The sequence below is a fragment of the Streptococcus sp. SR1 genome (genome assembly GCF_000526075.1).
Lineage (GTDB): Bacteria > Bacillota > Bacilli > Lactobacillales > Streptococcaceae > Streptococcus > Streptococcus halitosis.
The window spans coordinates 98,708-119,837 of sequence record NZ_JATR01000008.1; the positions used below are offsets into that span (position 1 = coordinate 98,708).

The 21,130-nt window shown below is 41.1% G+C and carries 14 protein-coding genes and 1 pseudogene; 4 read left to right on the forward strand and 11 right to left on the reverse strand.

Going from position 1 to position 21,130, the window contains the following annotated elements; all coding sequences use genetic code 11:
• Positions 1-47 precede the first annotated feature (47 nt).
• Complete coding sequence (locus HMPREF1518_RS02260; RefSeq protein ID WP_033583838.1) at positions 48-1,658, reverse strand: glycoside hydrolase family 13 protein; 1,611 nt, start codon at positions 1,656-1,658, stop codon at positions 48-50.
• Positions 1,659-1,810: 152 nt separating this feature from the next.
• On the opposite strand from HMPREF1518_RS02260, the gene HMPREF1518_RS02265 reads away from it, so the two are divergent.
• The gene (locus tag HMPREF1518_RS02265) at positions 1,811-3,295 is read left to right on the forward strand and encodes a DUF1846 domain-containing protein (RefSeq protein ID WP_033583840.1); all 1,485 of its coding nucleotides are present in this window, start codon (positions 1,811-1,813) and stop codon (positions 3,293-3,295) included.
• A gap of 134 nt (positions 3,296-3,429) precedes the next feature.
• On the opposite strand, the gene HMPREF1518_RS02270 is transcribed toward HMPREF1518_RS02265, so the two are convergent.
• The 5 genes from HMPREF1518_RS02270 to HMPREF1518_RS02290 are packed head-to-tail and all read right to left on the reverse strand — an operon-like array spanning position 3,430 to position 7,358.
• The gene (locus HMPREF1518_RS02270) at positions 3,430-4,461 is read right to left on the reverse strand and encodes a sensor histidine kinase (RefSeq protein ID WP_033583842.1); all 1,032 of its coding nucleotides are present in this window, start codon (positions 4,459-4,461) and stop codon (positions 3,430-3,432) included.
• Positions 4,428-5,126 carry a response regulator transcription factor gene (locus tag HMPREF1518_RS02275; protein ID WP_033583844.1) on the reverse strand — a complete coding sequence of 233 codons (699 nt, stop codon included), beginning with the start codon at positions 5,124-5,126 and terminating at the stop codon, positions 4,428-4,430. The genes HMPREF1518_RS02270 and HMPREF1518_RS02275 overlap by 34 nt, the downstream gene beginning before the upstream one ends.
• Positions 5,127-5,138: 12 nt before the next feature.
• Complete coding sequence (locus tag HMPREF1518_RS02280) at positions 5,139-5,861, reverse strand: lantibiotic ABC transporter permease (RefSeq protein WP_033583846.1); 723 nt, start codon at positions 5,859-5,861, stop codon at positions 5,139-5,141.
• Positions 5,861-6,649 (reverse strand): lantibiotic ABC transporter permease, encoded by a 789-nt coding sequence (locus tag HMPREF1518_RS02285; RefSeq protein ID WP_033583848.1) that lies wholly within the window; start codon positions 6,647-6,649, stop codon positions 5,861-5,863. The genes HMPREF1518_RS02280 and HMPREF1518_RS02285 overlap by 1 nt, the downstream gene beginning before the upstream one ends.
• Before the next feature lies 1 nt (position 6,650).
• Positions 6,651-7,358 carry an ABC transporter ATP-binding protein gene (locus HMPREF1518_RS02290; protein WP_033583850.1) on the reverse strand — a complete coding sequence of 236 codons (708 nt, stop codon included), beginning with the start codon at positions 7,356-7,358 and terminating at the stop codon, positions 6,651-6,653.
• Positions 7,359-7,644: 286 nt separating this feature from the next.
• Between HMPREF1518_RS02290 and HMPREF1518_RS02295 the strand changes: the two genes are divergently transcribed.
• The gene (locus HMPREF1518_RS02295) at positions 7,645-8,127 is read left to right on the forward strand and encodes an S-ribosylhomocysteine lyase (RefSeq protein WP_000032557.1); all 483 of its coding nucleotides are present in this window, start codon (positions 7,645-7,647) and stop codon (positions 8,125-8,127) included.
• 58 nt (positions 8,128-8,185) lie between these two features.
• On the opposite strand, the gene HMPREF1518_RS02300 is transcribed toward HMPREF1518_RS02295, so the two are convergent.
• The 3 genes from HMPREF1518_RS02300 to pflB form a co-directional block, all read right to left on the reverse strand.
• The gene (locus HMPREF1518_RS02300) at positions 8,186-10,291 is read right to left on the reverse strand and encodes an ATP-dependent Clp protease ATP-binding subunit (protein WP_033583852.1); all 2,106 of its coding nucleotides are present in this window, start codon (positions 10,289-10,291) and stop codon (positions 8,186-8,188) included.
• A gap of 451 nt (positions 10,292-10,742) precedes the next feature.
• Entirely contained in the window at positions 10,743-14,168 is a 3,426-nt protein-coding gene (locus HMPREF1518_RS02305) for a Spy0128 family protein (protein ID WP_033583854.1), read from the reverse strand.
• A gap of 322 nt (positions 14,169-14,490) precedes the next feature.
• The gene (gene pflB / locus HMPREF1518_RS02310; RefSeq protein WP_033583856.1) at positions 14,491-16,806 is read right to left on the reverse strand and encodes a formate C-acetyltransferase; all 2,316 of its coding nucleotides are present in this window, start codon (positions 16,804-16,806) and stop codon (positions 14,491-14,493) included.
• A 237-nt stretch (positions 16,807-17,043) separates the two neighbouring features.
• On the opposite strand from pflB, the gene dinB reads away from it, so the two are divergent.
• On the forward strand, positions 17,044-18,105 hold the full coding sequence (gene dinB / locus HMPREF1518_RS02315; protein ID WP_033583858.1) for a DNA polymerase IV: 1,062 nt from the start codon (positions 17,044-17,046) through the stop codon (positions 18,103-18,105).
• 35 nt (positions 18,106-18,140) lie between these two features.
• Here dinB and HMPREF1518_RS02320 read toward each other — a convergent pair whose 3' ends face one another.
• Together HMPREF1518_RS02320 and HMPREF1518_RS02325 are read right to left on the reverse strand one after the other, a co-directional pair.
• Positions 18,141-18,986 carry an undecaprenyl-diphosphate phosphatase gene (locus HMPREF1518_RS02320; RefSeq protein ID WP_033583860.1) on the reverse strand — a complete coding sequence of 282 codons (846 nt, stop codon included), beginning with the start codon at positions 18,984-18,986 and terminating at the stop codon, positions 18,141-18,143.
• Positions 18,987-19,045: 59 nt separating this feature from the next.
• Positions 19,046-20,926, reverse strand: a complete 1,881-nt coding sequence (locus HMPREF1518_RS02325) for a DUF2207 domain-containing protein (RefSeq protein ID WP_050589080.1) — start codon at positions 20,924-20,926, stop codon at positions 19,046-19,048.
• A 45-nt stretch (positions 20,927-20,971) separates the two neighbouring features.
• Between HMPREF1518_RS02325 and HMPREF1518_RS10570 the strand changes: the two are divergent.
• A pseudogene (locus HMPREF1518_RS10570) lies at positions 20,972-21,130 on the forward strand (IS3 family transposase); the annotation flags it as partial.

The window sequence follows — 21,130 nt, forward strand, 5'->3', positions numbered from 1 at the left end:
TTTTAGTAAAAGAACCTCAAGCATCAAAGACTTGAGGTTCACTTATTTTAATCCGTTAGTTCCACACAGAAAGCATCCCATGGAGCCAAGGTTTGTTTTTCAACTGCTTCTTTAGCAGTAGTGTTTTCAATCAAGATTGACTTAACTCTTCCTTCTACTGAAAAGTTTTGTTTTTCATTGGACAAGTTAGCCACAACTAAGAAACGACGGTCTCTATCTTTACGAATATAGGCAAAGACCTTATCAACCGTATCAAGCAATTCAAAGTCAGCGCGAATCAGCCAACTGTTTTCCTTGCGGATTTGAACGAGTTTTTGATAAATATAGAAAATAGAATCTGGATTTGCCAGTGCTTCTTGAACGTTGATTTCTTCGTAGTTTGGATTAACTGCCAACCACGGTTGACCTGTTGAGAAGCCAGCGTTTTTACTCTCATCCCATTGCATTGGAGTACGGGCATTGTCACGACCGATGACACGGATACTATCCATGATTTCTTCTATCGGAACGCCTTTTTCAAGAGCTTCACGCGCATAGTTGAGGGATTCAATATCTTCTACTTGATCCAGGGTTTCAAACGGATAGTTGGTCATCCCAATCTCCTCACCCTGGTAGATATAAGGAGTCCCTCTCATGAGATGAAGCAAGATTGCAAAGGCTTGGGCGGATTTTTCACGGTATTCTTGGTCATTTCCCCAGATAGAGACGATGCGAGGAAGGTCATGGTTGTTCCAAAAGAGGGAATTCCAGCCGTCTTCAACTCCCAACTCTGTCTGCCATTTGTTAAAAATCTCTTTTAATTTCCCTACATTTAACTCTTTTTGGTAGTGCCACTTAGGTTGCCCTTCCTGATATTGAAGACAGATGTGTTCAAACTGGAAGACCATTGACAATTCTTGTCCCTTTGGATCCGAGTAAAGCTTAGCAATCTCTGGCGTTGCTCCCCAGGTCTCTCCTACTGTCAGGAGATTCTTGTCTCCAAAGGTGGCTTGGTTCATCTCCTTGAGATAGGGGTGGAGCATAGGACCATTATTAACTACTTTCTCATCAGGAATCTTGCCAATCATATCAATGACATCCATACGGAAACCACCAATACCTTTATCAATCCAGAAGTTCATCATCTCGTAAATTTTCTGGCGAAGTTTTTCGTTCTCCCAGTTGAGATCAGGCTGTTTCTTACTGAAAAAATGGAGATAGTATTGACCTGACTTTTCATCGTATTCCCAAGCAGATCCACTAAAGATGGAATCCAAATCGTTGGGCTCATCCCGCCAGATATAGTAGTCACGCTCGGGGCTATCAGGATTTTCACAGGCCTCGACAAACCAAGCATGCTCATCCGAGGTATGATTGACCACCAAGTCCATGATAATTCGAATATCGCGCTTCTTAGCTTCTGCGATGAGTTGGTCCATATCCTCCATAGTCCCAAAAATAGCTGCAATCGCTTGATAATCAGCAATATCATAGCCATTATCATCCATAGGACTGTCATAAACGGGAGAAAGCCAAATCGCTGTAATTCCTAACTTAGCTAGGTAGTCTAACTTACTAGTAATTCCTGGCAAATCACCAATCCCATCTCCGTTACTGTCCATGAAACTCTTTGGATAGACTTGATAGACTACGGCATTGTGCCACCATTTTTCTTGCATCTGTTTACCTCATTATTTTAATAATCTATAGTCTATGATAGCGCTTTTTTAAACTTAGTGCAAGCGTTTGCCTAATCTTTTTGATTTCTTTTTTAGCTCCGTAGTTTCCTAACTCCCATTTTTTTATTATAATAGAGGTCAGAGGTAAAAAAATGAAAAAACAAGCTTTTAGTTCTGAACAATATCTGAATCTACAGCGCGACCACATTTTGGAGCGCATTAACCAATTTGACGGCAAACTCTATTTGGAGTTTGGTGGCAAAATGTTAGAAGATTTCCACGCTGCTCGCGTTCTTCCTGGTTATGAGCCTGACAACAAAATCAAGCTCTTGCAAGAATTGAAAGAGCAGGTTGAGGTTGTGATCGCCATTAACGCAAGCAACATCGAGCATTCTAAAGCGCGTGGCGACCTGGGCATTTCTTATGACCAAGAAGTTCTCCGTTTGATTGACAAATTCAATGAGCTGGGAATTTTTGTTGGTTCGGTTGTCATCACACAATACGCTGGCCAACCAGCTGCAGATGCCTTCCGCAACCAGTTAGATAAAAACGGAATTGATTCTTATCTTCATTATCCAATCAAAGGATATCCGACGGATATGGACCACATCATTTCTCCAGAAGGTATGGGGAAAAACGACTACATCAAAACCAGTCGCAACTTGATTGTCGTAACCGCTCCTGGACCTGGTTCTGGAAAATTGGCCACTTGTATGTCCAATATGTACCATGACCAACTCAATGGCATCAAGTCTGGTTACGCTAAGTTTGAAACCTTCCCAGTTTGGAATCTTCCCCTTCATCATCCGGTCAACTTGGCCTACGAGGCTGCAACCGCAGACCTTGATGATGTCAACATGATTGACCCCTTCCATCTTCAAACTTACGGAGAAACTACTGTCAATTACAACCGTGATATCGAAATCTTCCCAGTGCTAAAACGTATGTTGGAACGCATTCTCGGTGAATCTCCATACGCTTCACCAACAGACATGGGTGTCAACATGGTTGGCTTCGCTATTACTGATAATGAATCTGCTATCGAAGCTTCGAAACAAGAAATCATCCGTCGCTACTATCAGACTGTACTTGATTTTAAAGCTGAAAAAGTCGGAGAAACTGCTGTCAAGAAAATTGAACTGCTCATGAACGACCTCGGTATCACTCCTGCAGACCGTCAGGTTGCTGTTGCTGCACGCCAAAAAGCAGAAGAAACTGGTGGTCCTGCCCTAGCCCTTGAATTGCCAAGCGGGGAAGTCGTGACTGGTAAAAACTCTGAACTCTTTGGTCCTACAGCTGCCGCCTTAATCAATGCCATCAAAAAATCAGCTGATATCGCTAAGGAAGTGAAACTAATCGAGCCTGAAGTCGTCAAGCCAATTCAAGGTCTTAAAATCGATCATCTAGGTAGCCGCAATCCTCGCCTCCACTCAAATGAAATTTTGATTGCGCTAGCCATCACAGCTATGGAAAATCCAGATGCTGCGCGTGCCATGGAAGAACTTGGGAACCTCAAAGGAAGCGAAGCCCACTCAACCATCATCTTGACCGATGAAGACAAGAATGTCCTTCGCAAGCTAGGCATCAACGTAACCTTTGACCCATACTACCAATACGATCGCCTGTATCGTAAGTAAATAAACAAGGCTGGACAAAAACTCAATTTGAGAGAAAAATCCAGTAAATCTTTACATAATAAAAAAATCAAACGTATAATATCAAGCCTTTTGGACACTTGGTATTATGCGTTTTTATAATCTTCCATCCTCATTTATTTTAATGAAATTGTCAACTCGACAGAGGCTCCTCCTTGATCTGGATTGAGCAGGGTCAGACGGCCACCATGCAAGAGAGCTACCTGCTTAGAAAAGGCTAAGCCGATACCATGATGGGGATTAGCTGAATTGCGGCTTTGGTCACTCTGGTAAAAGAGCTGTTCCGCTCCCAGCAGCATCTCCTCTGAAAATGCTGGACCGTTGTTCCAGATAGCAAAAACCAACTGATCCTGCTGCACTGATACCATCAGCTTCACTTCCTTTTGATTCTGGTCTGCATGTTCAAGCGCATTCAGTAAAATATTGAGCAAAGCTCGCTTGAGATAGTCCAAATGAATTGACAAAATCAGACTAAGCTCACAATCTTCTTGGAGGTAGAAACGATGACTTTCCTGTTTGCTGAACAGTGCCCAATCATCCTGTAGATAAGCCAAAAAGTCCCCTAAGGAAAGCTGAATGAACTGATTAGCATCAATCTGAAAAGTCTTAGCGTAATCAATCAAAGATCCACAATACTCTTCCATCTTGTGACTAGCCTGCAAAATCTCAGCAGCATAGTCTGCCTGTGGCTGGCCCAACTGCGCCAACTCCAAGAGCTCAGCATTCCCCTTAATCACAGTTAGGGGTGTTTTCAAATCGTGCGATGTCGCTGATAGCTGTAAAATCAACTCCTGATTATGCTGCTGCTCTTTTTCTAGAAGACGAGCATTTTCTTGGTGGCTGCTCCGTAAATCGCTATAGACTTCTAGCATTTCCTCAATCCGAAAAAACTGGCTTTGATTTTCTTCTAGAAGCTTCTCGCTCGTTAGCATTTTTATTTCCCTGTCGATTTTTCGGAGCAATTTCAAAATATGATAAAAAGTAATCAGCAGCAAGCTCCCTGCCCAAAAGAACAAGGTGAAAAGAACGTGATCACTTCCTTGCGTAAATTCATAACCTATAAGCACAAAAATCAAAACATGAAAAAAGACGATCTTTAAACTGGTTGTCCAGACTAGGCTTTTGAAATTTCGGGTTCTAATTGCCATCTATAGCCTACTCCTCTCACTGTTGCGATTGCTTGCAACCCTTCTTGTTTGCATTTTTGGCGAATCTGATATACGTATTCTGAGATGGAGCGAAGCTGTGTTTCTGAGCTTTCTGGGTAAAGCAAGGTATGCAGGCGTTCAGCTGAGAAGGTCTGCTTGGGATTGCTAGCAAGTAAATGCAGTAACTTAAACTCACGCTCTGAAAATTTCAAGACTTTACCAAAACAGGCAACTTCATAGCGCTCTGGATAAAATTGACAAGAAGCAATTTCAGAATAGCGCTCCTCACGTCTTTCCTCCCGCCGAAGATGAGCTCTGACACGCGCCAGCAATTCTTTGGTTCCAAAAGGCTTGACAATATAGTCATCTGCTCCGCGAAAGAGTCCTTCCACTTTGTCCGCCTCTAACTCCTTAGCCGTCAAAAAGATAATCGGACACGAAAGATGAGGACGAATGTAGGAACACAGCTCAAAACCGTTAACAGGCTCCATCATCACATCCAGCAGAATCAAGTCATATCCGACAAAATGCGTCAGCTCTAGGTCTTCTATCCGATCAAGCGTCGTCACATCATAGGCATCTAGCTCTAGGACGTTTTTCACCAGCTTCAAAATGCTCTGGTCGTCATCAACCACCAAAATACGATACTGTCTCATGATTTCCATTATAGCATACCTCTAGCGAACATCTCGTTTCAAGGTTAAGAATATAGCAGAGCTCCAAACCAAAGCTAACCATAAAAGCTGTATCCCCAGCCCTGAGAGATCTATTGACTGCTGAAGCCCTTCATACTCAAAAAGATTTAGGGTAGCCAGATCGGGCAGGTACTTTGCCTCCTTGATGAACGTTGCCAATAAACGGCTGAGACCAATCAAGAGAGGAAAGAGCACCGACACCGGCACAACCCAAGATTGAAAGAGCAAAGCGAGGCCGGCAGTTAAAAAAGCCAGAAAAATATTGCTGAAAAGACCAAAAGAGCTGTAATAAAGAAATTTCCCTAGTAAGGACCAGCTAAAGCTTAGGTCAAAACGAGCCAGCATAACAAGGAAACAACTGCCTATCATGACACTGTAGAGAACCAAGAGCAGCAAGTCCAGAAAAAGGAATTTCCCAGCCAACCAAGCCTTTCTATTTGATACGGTTAGAAAATTCGTTCGCATCCCAGACTTGACAAACTCTTGGGCAAAATAGAGAGAAGTGAAGATGACGATGACAGGCTGCGCCAGATAGAGAGCATGCAAAACCTCGCTCAGAGCCTTCGTCTGACCAACTGCTGTCTGACTATAGTCAAGATTCATCAGGAAAAAAGGAACGACTACCAGAACCACCAAGGCTGCACCAAGAGCGAGATAGTAAGAACGGAACTTAATCCATTCACTTCTAAGCAGAGCTTTTATCATCAGTATCGCCCTCCTAAATCCGTCTTCAAAAAGCGCAGAGAAGCCATGCCGCCGATGACTAGCAACCATGCACCAAGTATCAACAGCCCTTGCAAGGGATTGTTAGCATATTGGGAAGTTGGCGTTGCAGCAAACAACTCTCCTGCTGGCTGTGGCAAATAAGCTCCCCAACTCGTGTGAGCAGCTAGGTAGTTTCCTAAATTATAGATTTGGGGTACGAGAAAAAGCAGAGGAACTAGCATGGTCCGAGCCAATAAACCTATCAAAAATGAAAGGATTCCCAATAAGGTTAGAGATAAGGTTTTCCACAAAATCAGACTCCAAGCTGCTTGATTGAGCAGAATCGGATCAAGCCCTTCCTTTCCTAAAGCGAAATGCATGACCATATAACTAAAGTAAATTGATAAAAAGCTAATGGCAAGAGAAAAGCAAGTAAAGGTCATGAGTTTCCCCACAAGCAGCTTCAGGCGGTTATTACAGGTTAAAAGACTGGTTCTCAAGCTATGAGACTGAAATTCCATAGCTCCCAAAATTCCAGCTAAAATGACCAAAACCATGACCGCCATAGAAGCCCCGTTGAGACCTAGATATTCCAGCGGATCAATGGCGTTTATCAGATTAGGAACCGTCTCAGGCGTAGCATCCAAGCCGATAGACAGATACTGTCGGCCCTCCAACCAGGATACGACAGGCACCAATAGCAGCATGAGGGCCACACTCACTTTGAAAGCCTTGATTGATCGGATTTTCAACCATTCTGAATGCAATAAGGACATCGTTTCTTTCATCTTAAACCTCCTCTGTCAAATCAAAGAAGAGATCTTCTAGACTGTCTGAATCTTGCAGCACCTCTTCCAATCGTCCTTGCTCAATAATTCGCCCATGATGAATCAAGACCACATCATCTGTCACCATTTGCACCTCTGATAGGATATGGGAAGATAGAAGTACCGTTTTCCCTAAATCAACCTGCTGACGGATGAACTTTCTAAACCACTTAATCCCACTTGGATCCAGCCCATTAGTCGGCTCATCTAATATAAGAAACTGAGGATCACCCAGCAAAGCTGCTGCCAAACCCAAGCGTTGACCTTCCCCCAGAGACAGGCTTGATAAGAAATCCTTTTTCTTATGAGCGATCCCAGTCATATCCAATACCTCATCAATCCGAAACTTCGGAATAGCATTACTTGCAGCAATAATATGCAGATGGTCGTAAACCTTTCTATTTGGCAGACCTCCAATACCGTCAAAAGCTGCACCTACTGTTTTGAGAGGATAAATCATTGACTGATAGGTTTGTCCATCAAAAGTCGCAGTTCCTGCTGTCGCCCAATCTAACCCCAAGAGAATCCTCAAGGTCGAACTTTTCCCTGCACCATTTGGGCCTAGAAAAGCTGTAATCCGACCGCTTCTAGCTGTAAAAGAAATATCTTCTAAAATCTGCTTGCTGCCATGCTTTTTGCAGACGCCTTCTATTTTCACCATATGTTCCATACTGAACTCCTTTATCTTTATTTTCTCCAGTATACCCAATCTAGTTCAGAATTAGTTCAGAGATTAAACAGAAATTTCAGAAAAAGTTGATCCACTTTTCAAAAGTCGCTCTAGCTTCATTAGAAAGAACTCAGTTTTTCTTTTCCTTTACTCCATTCTTTTTTATAATTCTGAGGTTTATGTATAGAGACTTTATTATCATTCTAGTCTCAAAAAGTTATTTATCAAACTCCATCAACAGCACCCTTTATGATATAATGAAAAAAGAAAACTGAAAGGAACTACCATGTCAAAAGAAGTTATTGTTGAAAGTTTTGAACTTGACCACACTATTGTTAAAGCACCCTATGTTCGCTTGATTGGGGAAGAAACAGGGCCAAAGGGAGATGTCATCTCCAACTTTGATATTCGCTTGGTACAGCCAAATGAGGACTCTATCCCTACCGCTGGCCTTCACACTATCGAACACCTCTTGGCAAAACTCATCCGTACCCGCATTGACGGCATGATTGACTGCTCACCATTTGGTTGCCGCACAGGCTTCCACATGATTATGTGGGGACGCCATACTAGCGCTGAAATTGCGGCCGTTATCAAGGATTCGCTCAAGGAAATTGCTGAAACCACTACTTGGGAAGATGTCCCTGGAACAACCATCGAATCTTGCGGAAACTACAAGGACCACAGCCTCTTTTCAGCTAAAGAATGGGCGAAACTCATCCTGGAACAAGGAATCTCAGATGATGCCTTTGAGCGTCATGTTATCTAAACACAAAAAGGAACCAGCTTTTAGCTAGTTCCTTCTTTTTTATTCTCAAAATCTTGAGTTAGGCTTTTTCACGAATGACCAAAACGCCATCTTCCATGTCTGCTTCCAAATGTTTGGCATCTAGATGATCCAAGTGGAAGTCTGTTACTTTATCACGAATTTGTTGTTCAACCACGCGGCGGAGCGGACGAACACCCATAACTTCATCATAGCCTTCTTCTGTGATAAAGTCCTTAGCTGCTTGACTAACTTCCAAATCAATGTCTTTCTTAGCCAAAGTTTGGTTGACTTCCGCCAACATCAAGTCCACAATCTTAGAAAGGTCTTCCTTATTCAAGTGTGAGAACTCGATAACTGCGTTAAAGCGATTGAGGAATTCTGGACGGAAGTATGGTTTCAAACGATCCATCAATTCTGGTTTGTCCGCATCTTCTGTCAAGTTGGCTTCATAGCCAAATCCAGCATTTGATGTTGCGATAATGACAGTGTTCTTGAAGTTCACTGTATTTCCTTGACCATCAGTTAAACGACCGTCATCCAATACTTGGAGGAGAAGGGTGATTACTTGAGGATCAGCCTTTTCAATTTCGTCCAAGAGAATGATAGAGTAAGGATTGCGACGAACACGTTCTGTCAAGGTATTGCTATTATCATCATACCCCACATAACCTGCTGTTGTACCGATTAGCTTAGAAACGGCTGTGCGGTCACTGTATTCAGACATATCCAAACGGATGATCGCATCCTTAGTCCCAAACATATCCAATGCCAACTGCTTAGCAAGCTCTGTCTTACCAACCCCAGTAGGCCCTACAAAGAGGAAGCTACCGATTGGACGATTGCCTTCATCAAATCCTGCTCGGTTACGACGGATAGCACGAGCTACAGCTTCTACTGCCTTATCTTGGCCGATAACCTTGTGTTCCAAGCGATGAGCCATATCCTTCAAACGTTCGATGTCTGATGCTCCCATTTGTGACACTGGAATACCTGTCATTCGTTCCACAGATTCAGCCACATCGTTGACACTTGCAGTCACTTTCATGTCTTCTGTGTGGTTTTCGATTTTTTTCTCCAATTCTGCAATGCGTGTTTTGGCATTAAGAGCTGCTTCAAAGTCTTCTGCCTCAACTGCTTTTTCTTGCTTGTCTTTTTCTGCCTCAATTTCACGTTCAACAGCATGCACATCTGTTACAGGATGTTGAGCTGCCAAGTGAGCAGCCGTTACATCGACAAGGTCGATAGCCTTATCTGGCAAGCTACGTTGAGGAATGTATTGGACAGAATAATCAACTGCTGCTTTCAAGACTTCGTCTGGCAAAATGACATTGTGGTGTTGTTGATAGAGATCACGAATCCCTTGAAGGATTTTAAAGGTATCCTCTGCTGAAGGAGCATTGACCTTCACTTCGTTGAAACGACGAGCAAGAGCTGCATTTTTCAAGATGGTGTTACGGTATTCGTCTTGAGTCGTTGCCCCAATAACGGTCAACTCACCTCGAGAGAGAGCTGGTTTGAGAATATCTGCAAGCCCTTTAGAACCACTGTCTCCACCTGTGCTACCAGCACCGAGAATTTGGTGAATTTCATCAAAGAAGAGGATAATATTTCCTGCTTCTTTTACTTCATTGACTAGATTTTGAACATTTTCTTCAAAGCTACCACGGTATTGAGTACCAGCCTCAAGACCTGAGATATCAATGGAAATAATTTCCTTGTTCTTGATGGCAGCTGGGACATCTCCGTTCACAATCGCTTGTGCTAGACCTTCGACAACTGCTGTTTTACCAACACCTGCATCTCCGACCAGAACAGGATTATTTTTCGTACGACGTGAGAGGATTTCAGCTGTTTCTTGAATTTCTTTGTTTCGTCCGATAACAGGATCCAACTTGCCCTCACGAGCTTCTGCTGTCAAGTTACGACCTAGCTTAGCAAGGACACCGTCTTGTTTCATACCTGAAGCGTGTTGTTGCATTTGCACCTCAGATTCTGCATTTCCTGGTAATTGACCAGTTGCACGATAGTGAGCGAATTCCTCAGGTGTCACTTCTCGTCCATTAATCAAGTAGCGACGGTTCTCAGAACTGTATCCTCGCATGCCACCCATCAATTGGTTAAATAAATCATCCATGTTGTTAAAGTTATTAAAGTTGTTGTTCATATTCTTTACCTCGTTTATTCTTAATTAGATGCGATCTCTGATATTGACTATCTTTGACCTTTGTTTTAAAAATTTTAGACTAGCTAACTTGCTACCCTAAGAATAACTTCTGGTTTTTCTTTTTTAAATAAGCCTTTTATCATTTTCTTTTCAAAGTCTGTTAGATTTAACATAGGCCTCACCCCTTTCTAGGGTATCTATTATACATTTTCAAGAAATAGAATCATTGAAAATGAGTTTTTCTAAGGAAGTCATTTTCCTTATGTTTCTACTATATCACATTGGTCAGTAAAAGTCAATAACTTTTTGACCAAATTTGACTATTTTTAAAAAATTATTTTGAAGTACAAAAAAGCCCCTAGAAAACGAATTTTCTAGAGACTTTCTCTATCAGGTTTAAGAGAGAAGTAGAATTCTCACTTACCAAGTTTCATGTTTCTTCTACGAAAGCTTAAGCTTTACGTTTTACGAAGAATACCAGTCCACTCAATTCCAAGACTACAAATCCAATTGCTGAGAAGATAGATGTTGCTTCACCTGTTTTTGGAAGTTCAGCTTTACCTTTAGTCTCCGTAGCTGGAGGTGTTGGTTTTGGTTCCTCTTTTTCTCCTGGTTTATTTGGATCTGGATCCGGTGTTGGGTTTGGATCCGGTGTTGGATTTGGATTTGGTGTTGGGTTTGGATCCGGTGTTGGATTTGGATCCGGTGTTGGATTTGGATTTGGTGTTGGGTTTGGATCCGGTGTTGGATTTGGAACAGTGTATTTATTTGTAAATACAACTGCTTTACCATCTGCATATGAGACAGTCGCAGTCAAGAAACCTTGACCATCCGCAACTACAGTGACTGTTACAGTATGCTCAGTCTTATCGTATTCAACACCCTCTTCAGTACCAACTTTTTCAACCAAGGTATAAGTGTGAGTACCTGCTTCTTCGAATGAACGAACAAAGGCTACTTTACCTTCGGCAGTGTTCTTAGTTTCCGCTACAACTGCACCATTTTCTTTCAATTCGAAAGTATAAGCATCAGCCGCAAGTTCTTTACCTTCAAGTTTCTTAGTTGCTTCAATCGTAGCTTCTACTGCTGGTGCTTTAAAGCTATTCGTGAAGACACTACCTGCTGGGTATTCAACAGTTGCCTTCAAGGCATTTGTTGCTGCATCTTTGGTTACTGTTACCACTGCAGTCTTTTCTGTGTCGTAAGTAATACCAGTTGCTCCGGCATTCACTTCTTTTACAGTATAAGTATGAACACCTTCTGCATCATAGTTGATTGCTTTAAATGTTACTTTTCCAGCTTGGTTTGTTTTTGTATCAACTAGTTTTGTACCTTCATACAATTCAAATTGGAATTCACCATCAACCAAGGCACGACCAGTCAATTCTTTCGTAAACTCAAGTGTTGCTGATGTAGCTGTTGGTACTGGTACTGTATAGATATTAGTGAAGACACGTTCCGCGTCCGCATCTTCTACAGTAGCAACCAATTGACCTTGGCCGTTATCCACTACGTTCACTTTAACTGTGTAGGATTCTGTTGAGTATGTCACACCTTTTTCGCTACCTTCTTTTTCAGTGATAGTGTAAGTGTGCTCTCCTGCTTCGGTGTAGTCGACCTTAAAGGCAACTTCGCCTGAAGCAGTGTTCTTAGTTTCCGCTACAACTGCATCTTTTTCTTGCAATTCGAAAGTATAAGCATCAGCCACAAGGTCTTTACCAGTCAAGACTTTCTTAGCTTTGATTGTCGCGCTTGTTGAAGCGGCTTTATAAGTGTTAGTGAAGACACGCTCTGCATCCGGATTTTCTACAGTCGCAACCAATTGACCTTGACCGTTATCTACTACAGTCACTTTAACTGTGTAAGATTCTGTTGAGTAGGTCACACCTGCTTCTGTTCCTGCTTTTTCAGTAATAGTGTAAGTGTGCTCTCCTGCTTCTGTGTAGTCGACCTTGAAGACAACTTCTCCTGAAGCAGTGTTCTTAGCAGTAGCTACAACTGCATCTTTTTCTTTCAATTCGAAAGTATAAGCATCAGCCACAAGCTCTTTATTACCTGCAATCTTCTTAGTTGCTTTGATTGTCGCATTTGTTGAAGCGGCTTTATAAGTGTTAGTGAAAGTTGGTTCTGCTGAAGTAACAGAAGCTGTCAATACTCCACCTTGGAATGCTGCTGTTACAGTAACTTCCTTGCCTTCCTCATCAAATGTGATACCATCAATTGCTTTAGAAGTATCTTCTTTGATGATGTAGTGATAAGCTCCCGCACCTTTCAACTCAATATTCTCAAAGGTAATCGTTCCGTCAGCTTTTGATTTTGCTGTTGCTACTGGATCCTTCAAGTTTTCAGCTGTGTATAGGTTGAATGTGAACTCATCTGCTTTAGGAAGTTTATCTGTACGACCTTCTACCACTTTCTTAGCAGTCACATTGAATACAGCTGGAACAGGTTCGTCTTTAAGATGAATAGTAGAACCTGCTGCTCCGAGTTTAACTGTATACTCTTTCTCATCTAGCTTATAACCAGCTGGAGCTGTCTTCTCTTTAATCTTGAAAGTTTTACCTTCCCATTTCTGATCATAAGTTTTAGTCAGTGCTACTCCTTTTTCATTTGTAGTCACTTCTGTTGTTTCACTTGCATCATCTGTTGCAGTTACAGTATAAACTGCTCCTGGAACAGGTGCAAGAGTGAAGGCATCTGTCTTATTAATCTTAATTTGGTAAGCTGTAGAAGCTACGATAGTCCCTGAAATCAAGGAAGTCGCCTCAGCTGTCATATCAAGGGCTCCCGGACGACTTGTATTCTGTGCTAATTTAGTCCCGTCAGCCAATGACAGAGCAACCCTATTTCCTACTTTACTTCCATCATTAGGAGTTGTTGTGTTATAAGATACTATATAAGAGGTCGTTCCATCTTTAAAAATGATATCAAATGAAGTATAGTTTTCGTTCCACGAAACGGTATAGTCTTGTCCCTTAGTTAGCAAAACTGCATCATCTGGAACAGCAGAAGTCCCAACAGTGATATTTGCCTTATACACTTTTAGAGTCTCAGGAATATACTGTGCGGGAGTATAACTAGTATCATCATTTGGTATAGTATCATGTAATACAATATTTTGTCCTAAGTCTTGTTTCTCTGTATTTACACGTACACGCCAGGTAGACCATGCATCTCCCTTGCTAACCGAACCAATCTCAGCCAGTTTTGGAGAGTTCCAACTTTCAAGGGTAGCACGTCCCCCAATTTTAGCATAATTTTCAGTACCAACTTTGGGACCTGAAATCGTTTTTGAACTATAAACATGTTTAATTTCTTGCTTCATTGAAGAGGAATTAAAATTAATTAAAGTCATCTTCTGATCCTTTAAAAATCTAAATGATGCAGAAAAGTTACCAGATACATCCTTTACTTTGTCTCCTCCAGTTTTAGCCAAGTATTTATCCAGGTTCTTCAAGGTTATCTTTGCCTTGCCACCTTGGTCATTACCATTTGATGTGACTACTGCCTCTCCTATAGCTACTTGAGTAACCGGATCAATCAACTCCTGATTACCATTATAAACCGTCATGGGAGCCGGAATATCAAAAGTAAAATAATCCCCGTTATTCAAGTTCTCATTGTACTGCTTGAGATCGAACGTCACGCGAAGCTTATATGCTAAATTCGTACGAAGCGAGAAATCTCCTTCTGAACTCACATTTTGCTTAGTATCTGAAGCATCTAACAGATCAATACCTGTAATTACTTGTGTCAATTCTTTTGAAACAGGATTATCTGCTTTAACAATGCCTATCAAAACAGATGCTAGACCTAAAATAGCAAAAGCTAACGCAGAAAATTTAGAAAGCATGTTTAACGCTTTGCTTTTCGACATCTCTTCTCCTCTTTTCTATATGAAATTTTTATTTCTAATCTCCCTAAGAGATTACATCATACCATTTTGACAACCCCTATCACTAACTAGAGTTTACCCATTATATTATAACATCTCAATACAATCTATTCAAGTATAATAACTTCAAAATACACATATTTGGATCATTCTATAAGTTGGCCAGTCAATTTTGAGCTATTTATATCAACTAACTAATGTTTACAACTAAGTATATGGTGCATCTACAATTAGATAGATCTCTGATTTTTATAGTAAAAAGCCAGTCAATTTTGACTGGCTTTCTTACTATTCTAATTGAATCTTAGCTCAGTGCGTCATCCATTGAAAGAACTTCGTGGAAGACACGTTGTGTTAATTCAGTTTTTTGTTCTGGAGTGAGGTATTTAGTGTTTACACAGTATCCTGAGATACGAACGATGACATCTTCGCCATTCATAATCTTGTCATAAACATCTTTCAAGTCCATTACGTTCAAGTTACAGTGTTGTCCACCGTTTTCGAAGTAACCATCAAGGATTGTTACCAAGTTGTCCACTTGTTCGTCACGAGTTTTACCAAGAGCACGTGGAGAAACTTGAGTTGTCAATGAGATACCGTCAGCTGCGTAACCAAAGTCTAGGCTAGCAAGTGAGTTCAAGTTTTGCAACCATCCACCTTTAGCTTTGTTAGATGGGTTAGCACCTGGTGAGAAGAATTCAAGTTTAGACAAGTTCACAGAACCATCTTCGTTGAGGTATACGCCTTTGTGGACTGGTGAGTTACCAGTTTGTTTAGAGTAAGCAACGTTAGATGTGATGGTCAAAAGTGATACTGTGGCTTCTGCGTTCTTGTAGAGTTTGTGGCTACGTAGACGAGTTGTGTAAGCTTCGATCAACCATTCTGCCAATTCGTTTGAGCGTGGGTCATCTTCACCCCAACGTGGGTATTCACCGATTGTTTCGTAATCGTAGATGTAGCCATCCTCATCACGGATTGGTTTAACGGTAGCGTATTTGATTGCTGACAATGTATCAACAGTGTTGGCAAATCCACAGATACCGAATCCCATGTTTGCACGTTGTTTAGTTGGCAAGAAGGCCATTTGAACAGCTTCGTAGTTGTACTTATCAGTCATGTAGTGGATGATGTTCAAAGCATCTACGTAAGTGTCAGTCAACCAGTCAAGAGATTTTTCAAAGTTAGCTTTAACTGATTCGAATTCAAGAACTTCGTCACGGATTGGTTCGATGTCAAATACCTTGTAGTCTTTGTGAACATCGTCGTAACCACCGTTCAAACCAGTAAGAAGGGCTTTCAATACGTTAACACGAGCACCGAAGTACTGGATGTTGTGACGTTGTTCTTCATTTTCTGGGTCAAGTGGAGATACACAACATGAGATACAGCTCATTTCACCGTATCCGTCTTTAGCCATTGTTGTAACACCTTCATATTGGATTGAAGAGTGTTTGTGGCTCATGTGCATACAGTAACGACGGAAGCTATAAGGTAATTTGTCAGTCCAAAGAACTGTCAAGTTTGGTTCTGGAGAGTTACCGATATTGTCAAGAGTATTCAAGAAACGGTAGTCCATCTTAGTAACACGGTGACGACCGTCGTTACCCATACCAGCCATAGAAGTTGTGATGAAGGTTGGGTCACCTGAGTACAATTGGTCATAAGCTTTTGTACGAGCAAATTTAACTGTACGAAGTTTCATAACGAAATCATCAACGAATTCTTGGATTTCTGATTCAGTAAATGTACCACGAGCAAGGTCACGTTCTGCAAAGATATCGAGTACGATTGGCACACGTCCTAGAGATGTTGCAGCACCATTGATAACACGGCAGACAGCCATGAAGGCGATGTTCACCCATTGGATCGCTTCTTTGACGTTCATCGCTGGTTTGCGAACGTCAACACCGTAAAGGTCACCCAAGCGAACAACTTGTTGCAATGCTTGGTATTGAAGGTTTACTTCTTCGCGAAGACGGATTGTTTCTTCATCAATTTCTTTAATTGCATTCCAATCGTTTACTTTTTCTTGCATCAAATAATCTGCACCGTAAAGAGCAAGACGTGCGTAAACACCAATGATACGTCCACGAGAGTAGGCATCTGGAAGACCAGTTACAGTGTGAGCGTGACGAGCACGACGGATGTTTGAAGTGTAAGCACGGAAAATACCGTCGTTAACTGTTGTTACGTATTTTGTGAAGATTTCGTGAACAGCTGGATCTGGTTCGTATCCATTTTCTTTTAAAGTAGTTTCAGCCATACGGATACCACCTTTTGGCATGAAGTTCAATTTGAAGAGTTCATCGTTTTGGATACCAAAAATCAATTCGTTTTCTTTGTCGATAAATCCAGCAGGAATATCAGCAATAGATGTTGGACGAGTGTCCATTGGGAAACGAGTTTCTTCGTAATGTGCTTTTGTTTCTTCTACGATTTTTTTGATGTGAAGTGAACGTTCTGTTGGTCCAGCAAGGAAACTTTCATCTCCATCGTAAGGTGTGTAGTTAGCTTGAACGAAGCGAGAAATACTTGCTTTTTCTTTCCAATCTACGCCTTTGAAGCCTTCCCAAGCTTTATCAAAAATATCTTGCGCTTCAACAACTGTCTTAACAACCATGTTAATGTCCTCATTTTTCTTTCTAGTAACAACTATCTGTTACATTCATAAATCAAGTATACCACACAGTAACCGATTTCAACAAGAAGAAAACAGCCTTTTTAGCGCTTTCTTTTATAATACAGGATGCTTTTTGATATTATCTGTATTATATTTTTGAAAGTTAGACTACTCTTTTCCATTTTTTCAGAAAAAACGGTATAATGAGAAAGAAAATACGGCTAGAAAGGAAGCTAAATGCTTATATTTCCATTGATTAATGATTTGTCTAGAAAAATCATCCATATCGACATGGATGCCTTTTTTGCTTCGGTGGAAATCAGAGATAATCCTAAGTTAAAGGGTAAACCTGTCATCATTGGGAGCGACCCCAGACAAACAGGTGGTCGAGGAGTCGTTTCTACCTGTAGCTATGAGGCACGAGCTTTTGGTGTTCATTCAGCCATGAGTTCTAAAGAAGCTTATGAGCGCTGTCCCCAAGCTGTTTTCATCTCAGGAAATTATGAAAAATACAAGAGTGTAGGACTTGAGATTCGTGCTATTTTTAAACGCTACACTGATTTGATCGAACCTATGAGTATTGACGAGGCTTACTTGGATGTAACAGAAAATAAACTCGGTATCAAGTCAGCCGTCAAAATAGCTCGTCTCATCCAACAGGATATCTGGCAGGAACTACACCTGACTGCTTCTGCAGGCGTCTCTTATAACAAATTCTTAGCTAAAATGGCTAGTGACTATCAAAAACCGCATGGTTTAACAGTTATCCTCCCAGATCAGGCTCAAGACTTTCTCAAACAAATGGACATTGCTAAATTTCACGGTGTGGGCAAAAAAACAGTTGAACGGCTTCATGAAATGGGCATTTATACTGGTGCGGACTTATTGGACGTCTCAGAAGTCACTTTAATCGATCGGTTCGGCAGACTCGGTTTTGACCTTTATCGAAAGGCAAGGGGCATTCATAACTCACCGGTCAAGGCCAATCGTATTCGCAAGTCCATTGGCAAGGAAAAAACCTACGGAAAAATCCTGCAAGTAGAAGAAGACATCAAAAAAGAGCTGACTCTTCTCTCAGAAAAGGTAGCTCACAATCTCAGCACGCAGGAAAAAGCTGGAAAAATCATTATCCTTAAAATACGATATGCTGACTTCTCTACTCTAACTAGACGAAAAAGCCTCCCACAAGCAACACAGGACGCTAGTCAGATTTCTCAAACTGCCCTTCAACTCTACGAAGAACTAGCTGAAAAAGAAAAAGGCGTTCGTCTACTAGGAATTACAGTAACAGGATTTTAAAAAGCTTGAAGGAAGATTCCCTCAAGCTCTTTTTCTTATACAAATAAACGCACAAAACTATAGAGCAACAAGACACTACCGAGTACGATACGGTATTTACCAAAGAGTGTAAAGTCGTGCTTCTTCACATAGCTGGTCAAGAAGCGAATAGCAACCATGCTGACCGCGAAGGCTACTCCCATAGCAACCAAAAGCAAGAACAGTTGTCCAAAACTCAAGAGTTGACCTGCTTTTATAAATTTGAAAATTTTTAAAGCACTAGCCCCAAACATAACAGGAATTCCGAGGTAGAAGGTAAACTCTGTTACGACTGAGCGACTCGTTCCATTTAACAAACCACCGACAATCGTCGCACCTGAACGGCTCGTTCCTGGGAAGAGGGCGAGGACTTGGAAAAGTCCGATATAGAGAGCTGTCTTGTAGGGAAGCTTTTCAAGTTCTGTAACTGTTGGTTCAATAGCTTGTGCCTTGTTCCGTTTTTCAAGATAGATAAAGGCAACCCCATAAATAATCAACATGATCGCAACTGATACCATATTGTGAAAATGAGTATCAAACCAATCATCCAGCTTAAAAACTAGCAATAAAGGCAAGGTCGCAACGAGGACTTTTGACCACAATTGCCAAGTTCGACGGACTTCTGCCTTATTTTTACCAGGTTTGAAGGGATTGAGCTTGTTAAAGTAAATCACCATAACCGCTAAAATAGCACCGAGCTGAATAACAACATTAAACATGGACATGAAGGCTTCATTTTGGTCCTTGTATTGTACAAATTCTTCAACCAAGATCAAGTGACCCGTACTTGAAATGGGCAACCATTCTGTAATTCCTTCAACAATCCCAAAAAAGATCGACTTCAAAATTTCAATAAGATACATGTATTACTCCTTTTTCTGTCCTCTATTATAGCATAATTTCGGATTCTGCGATAGATTTTTTAGAAAGCACCGATGCTACCACCGCCTCCGCCTCCTGAGAATCCTCCACCTGAAGAACCACTTCCAGAAGAGACGGAGTAATTGCTTGCTGTATTTGCGACCGCTGCATAGTATTTCATCTGTCCAGTATAGGTATGAAGTTGCGCATACCAGCCATAGGCAATGTAACTATCTAAGTCTGGATTTTCAAGATGAATTTGCCGAACTTTCATTAACTGGCTGACCTTTTTGGCATAACCAAAAAGAGTCGCATAGACCAGAAGGCGATTCCAAAGGACGATACTCTCCAACTCAGCCTTGTCTAGACGGGCGATATTGCGAAGCATGTTTTCAAAACTCTTCCAGTGATAGTAAACCTCTGCCCCTTCATCTGTCAAGACACCATTATCATAATACCCGTATGTTACAACATAAATTAGCACTAAAGTAATGGAAGCAAGTAATCCCAAAAAGAGGAGGTAGAACGAAACAAAACCATACGTGTTCCAACTACAGTAGAAGAATAGCCAGCTCCCTACGGCTGAACCAATTAATCCAATCCACATAGCCAGAGATAGTTTCTTCTCACCCGTACTCAAAGGACGGTAATAATTTGGAATACGCAACGCATGCACCTTGTCTTTGACGCGCTTTTCAATGTTAGAGATGCGTCTATCAAACGAACGTTTCAGCTGCTTCCCTATCTCCTGAACCTGCTTTGCATCCTTTTTAGAAACTCCACGATAAATACTAGGTGAAACCTGATAATCTGAAAACAGATCCGAAATTGCCAACTCTTTCTTATCTGAAAAGCAAAGTTTCAGACATTCCTTCTCAAAATTTGCCAATCCACTTTCATTTATAATTTTAAGAATTGGCTCTTTTTCCCCTTTCTTAATAGCCAAATGCCCTCTATCTACTAGATCCAGCAAAGTAGCCTGAATGACTCGTTCAAATGTAAAACGACCAAATCCTTTTGCTCCCGGTTTCATTTCGCCCAGTGATAAAGAATATACACTCTCTGCTAAAACCATCGGAGGCCAGTCCATAGGTGGCTCATAGAGACGATGGTTCTTAGCAAATTTCTTCTTAGGACTAATTTCTTTTTTGAAACGTTTATAAAAGATTAAACCGACAAACAGAAGAACCGTCAAAACAATTGGAATAAGCCACATCATCACAATCTTGTTCGAAGCTTTTTCACTTGCTATTTCAAGCTCAACTCTTTTAAACCAAATGAGGTTATCAGATACCAAGCCTTGATCCGGAGCTTCTGCAAAAGCACTTCTCGGCCAATAGGCATGTAGTTCCACCTGACGATTTCTCGGAAGATCTTTCATCTTGGCCTGGTAGAAATCATTTACCTTTTTGACACTAGCTTCCTTAAAGAGTTTTCCTGTATGGAAATAGAGTTTCTCTGCTGGATTTTCAGAGCTGACCTTGAACTCAAACTCTTTAATATCTCCAGAACTATCTGTCAAGGGTTGCCAATTTAGCTCCGCTATATCCTTGTATAAGAAGAGAAGATTTGATAGTTGCCAGGTAACTGTCACCCGAACAGTATCTCCGGCATATCCAGCATTGTAAATTTTTACCTTATAGCCGTCCTCTTCCTCCATAGTATAAAAGGAAACATTTTGAATTATTTGCCCATTTTTAGACACTTGAACAGTCGGGTCGGGATCAATGTCAAATCCTTCTGGCATTTTCCCTGCTTTTCCGAGTCCAACTAGCTGGCCATTATAATCATCTCCGAAACGGTAGGTGATTGTTTCCTTAAAAATTGCAGTATTATCTGCATGAATATTCAAATCACCCTGATAGGATAAGATATCAAAGTCTACTGCAAAAACTAGGCTCGGTATAAATAATAAACAAGCAAATACCAAAGTGAACTGCACCCCAAAAGTTAGACAGAAAGAATCTAACTTTTGGGGTGTTTTATTATGAAATTGAGTTATGAAGATAAAGTTCAAATCTATGGACTAAGAAAACAAGGATATAGCTTAGAGAAGCTTTCAAATAAATTTGGGATAAACAATTCTAATCTTAGGTACATGATTAAATTGATTGATCGTTACGGAATAGAGTTCGTCAAAAAAGGG

Bases quoted from the DNA above. Each gene is read 5' to 3' on its own strand.
- HMPREF1518_RS02260 (WP_033583838.1), bottom strand. From the start codon at position 1,658: ATGCAAGAAAAATGGTGGCACAATGCCGTAGTCTATCAAGTCTATCCA.
- HMPREF1518_RS02265 (WP_033583840.1), top strand. From the start codon at position 1,811: ATGAAAAAACAAGCTTTTAGTTCTGAACAATATCTGAATCTACAGCGC.
- HMPREF1518_RS02270 (WP_033583842.1), bottom strand. From the start codon at position 4,461: ATGGCAATTAGAACCCGAAATTTCAAAAGCCTAGTCTGGACAACCAGT.
- HMPREF1518_RS02275 (WP_033583844.1), bottom strand. From the start codon at position 5,126: ATGGAAATCATGAGACAGTATCGTATTTTGGTGGTTGATGACGACCAG.
- HMPREF1518_RS02280 (WP_033583846.1), bottom strand. From the start codon at position 5,861: ATGATAAAAGCTCTGCTTAGAAGTGAATGGATTAAGTTCCGTTCTTAC.
- HMPREF1518_RS02285 (WP_033583848.1), bottom strand. From the start codon at position 6,649: ATGAAAGAAACGATGTCCTTATTGCATTCAGAATGGTTGAAAATCCGA.
- HMPREF1518_RS02290 (WP_033583850.1), bottom strand. From the start codon at position 7,358: ATGGAACATATGGTGAAAATAGAAGGCGTCTGCAAAAAGCATGGCAGC.
- HMPREF1518_RS02295 (WP_000032557.1), top strand. From the start codon at position 7,645: ATGTCAAAAGAAGTTATTGTTGAAAGTTTTGAACTTGACCACACTATT.
- HMPREF1518_RS02300 (WP_033583852.1), bottom strand. From the start codon at position 10,291: ATGAACAACAACTTTAATAACTTTAACAACATGGATGATTTATTTAAC.
- HMPREF1518_RS02305 (WP_033583854.1), bottom strand. From the start codon at position 14,168: ATGTCGAAAAGCAAAGCGTTAAACATGCTTTCTAAATTTTCTGCGTTA.
- pflB (WP_033583856.1), bottom strand. From the start codon at position 16,806: ATGGTTGTTAAGACAGTTGTTGAAGCGCAAGATATTTTTGATAAAGCT.
- dinB (WP_033583858.1), top strand. From the start codon at position 17,044: ATGCTTATATTTCCATTGATTAATGATTTGTCTAGAAAAATCATCCAT.
- HMPREF1518_RS02320 (WP_033583860.1), bottom strand. From the start codon at position 18,986: ATGTATCTTATTGAAATTTTGAAGTCGATCTTTTTTGGGATTGTTGAA.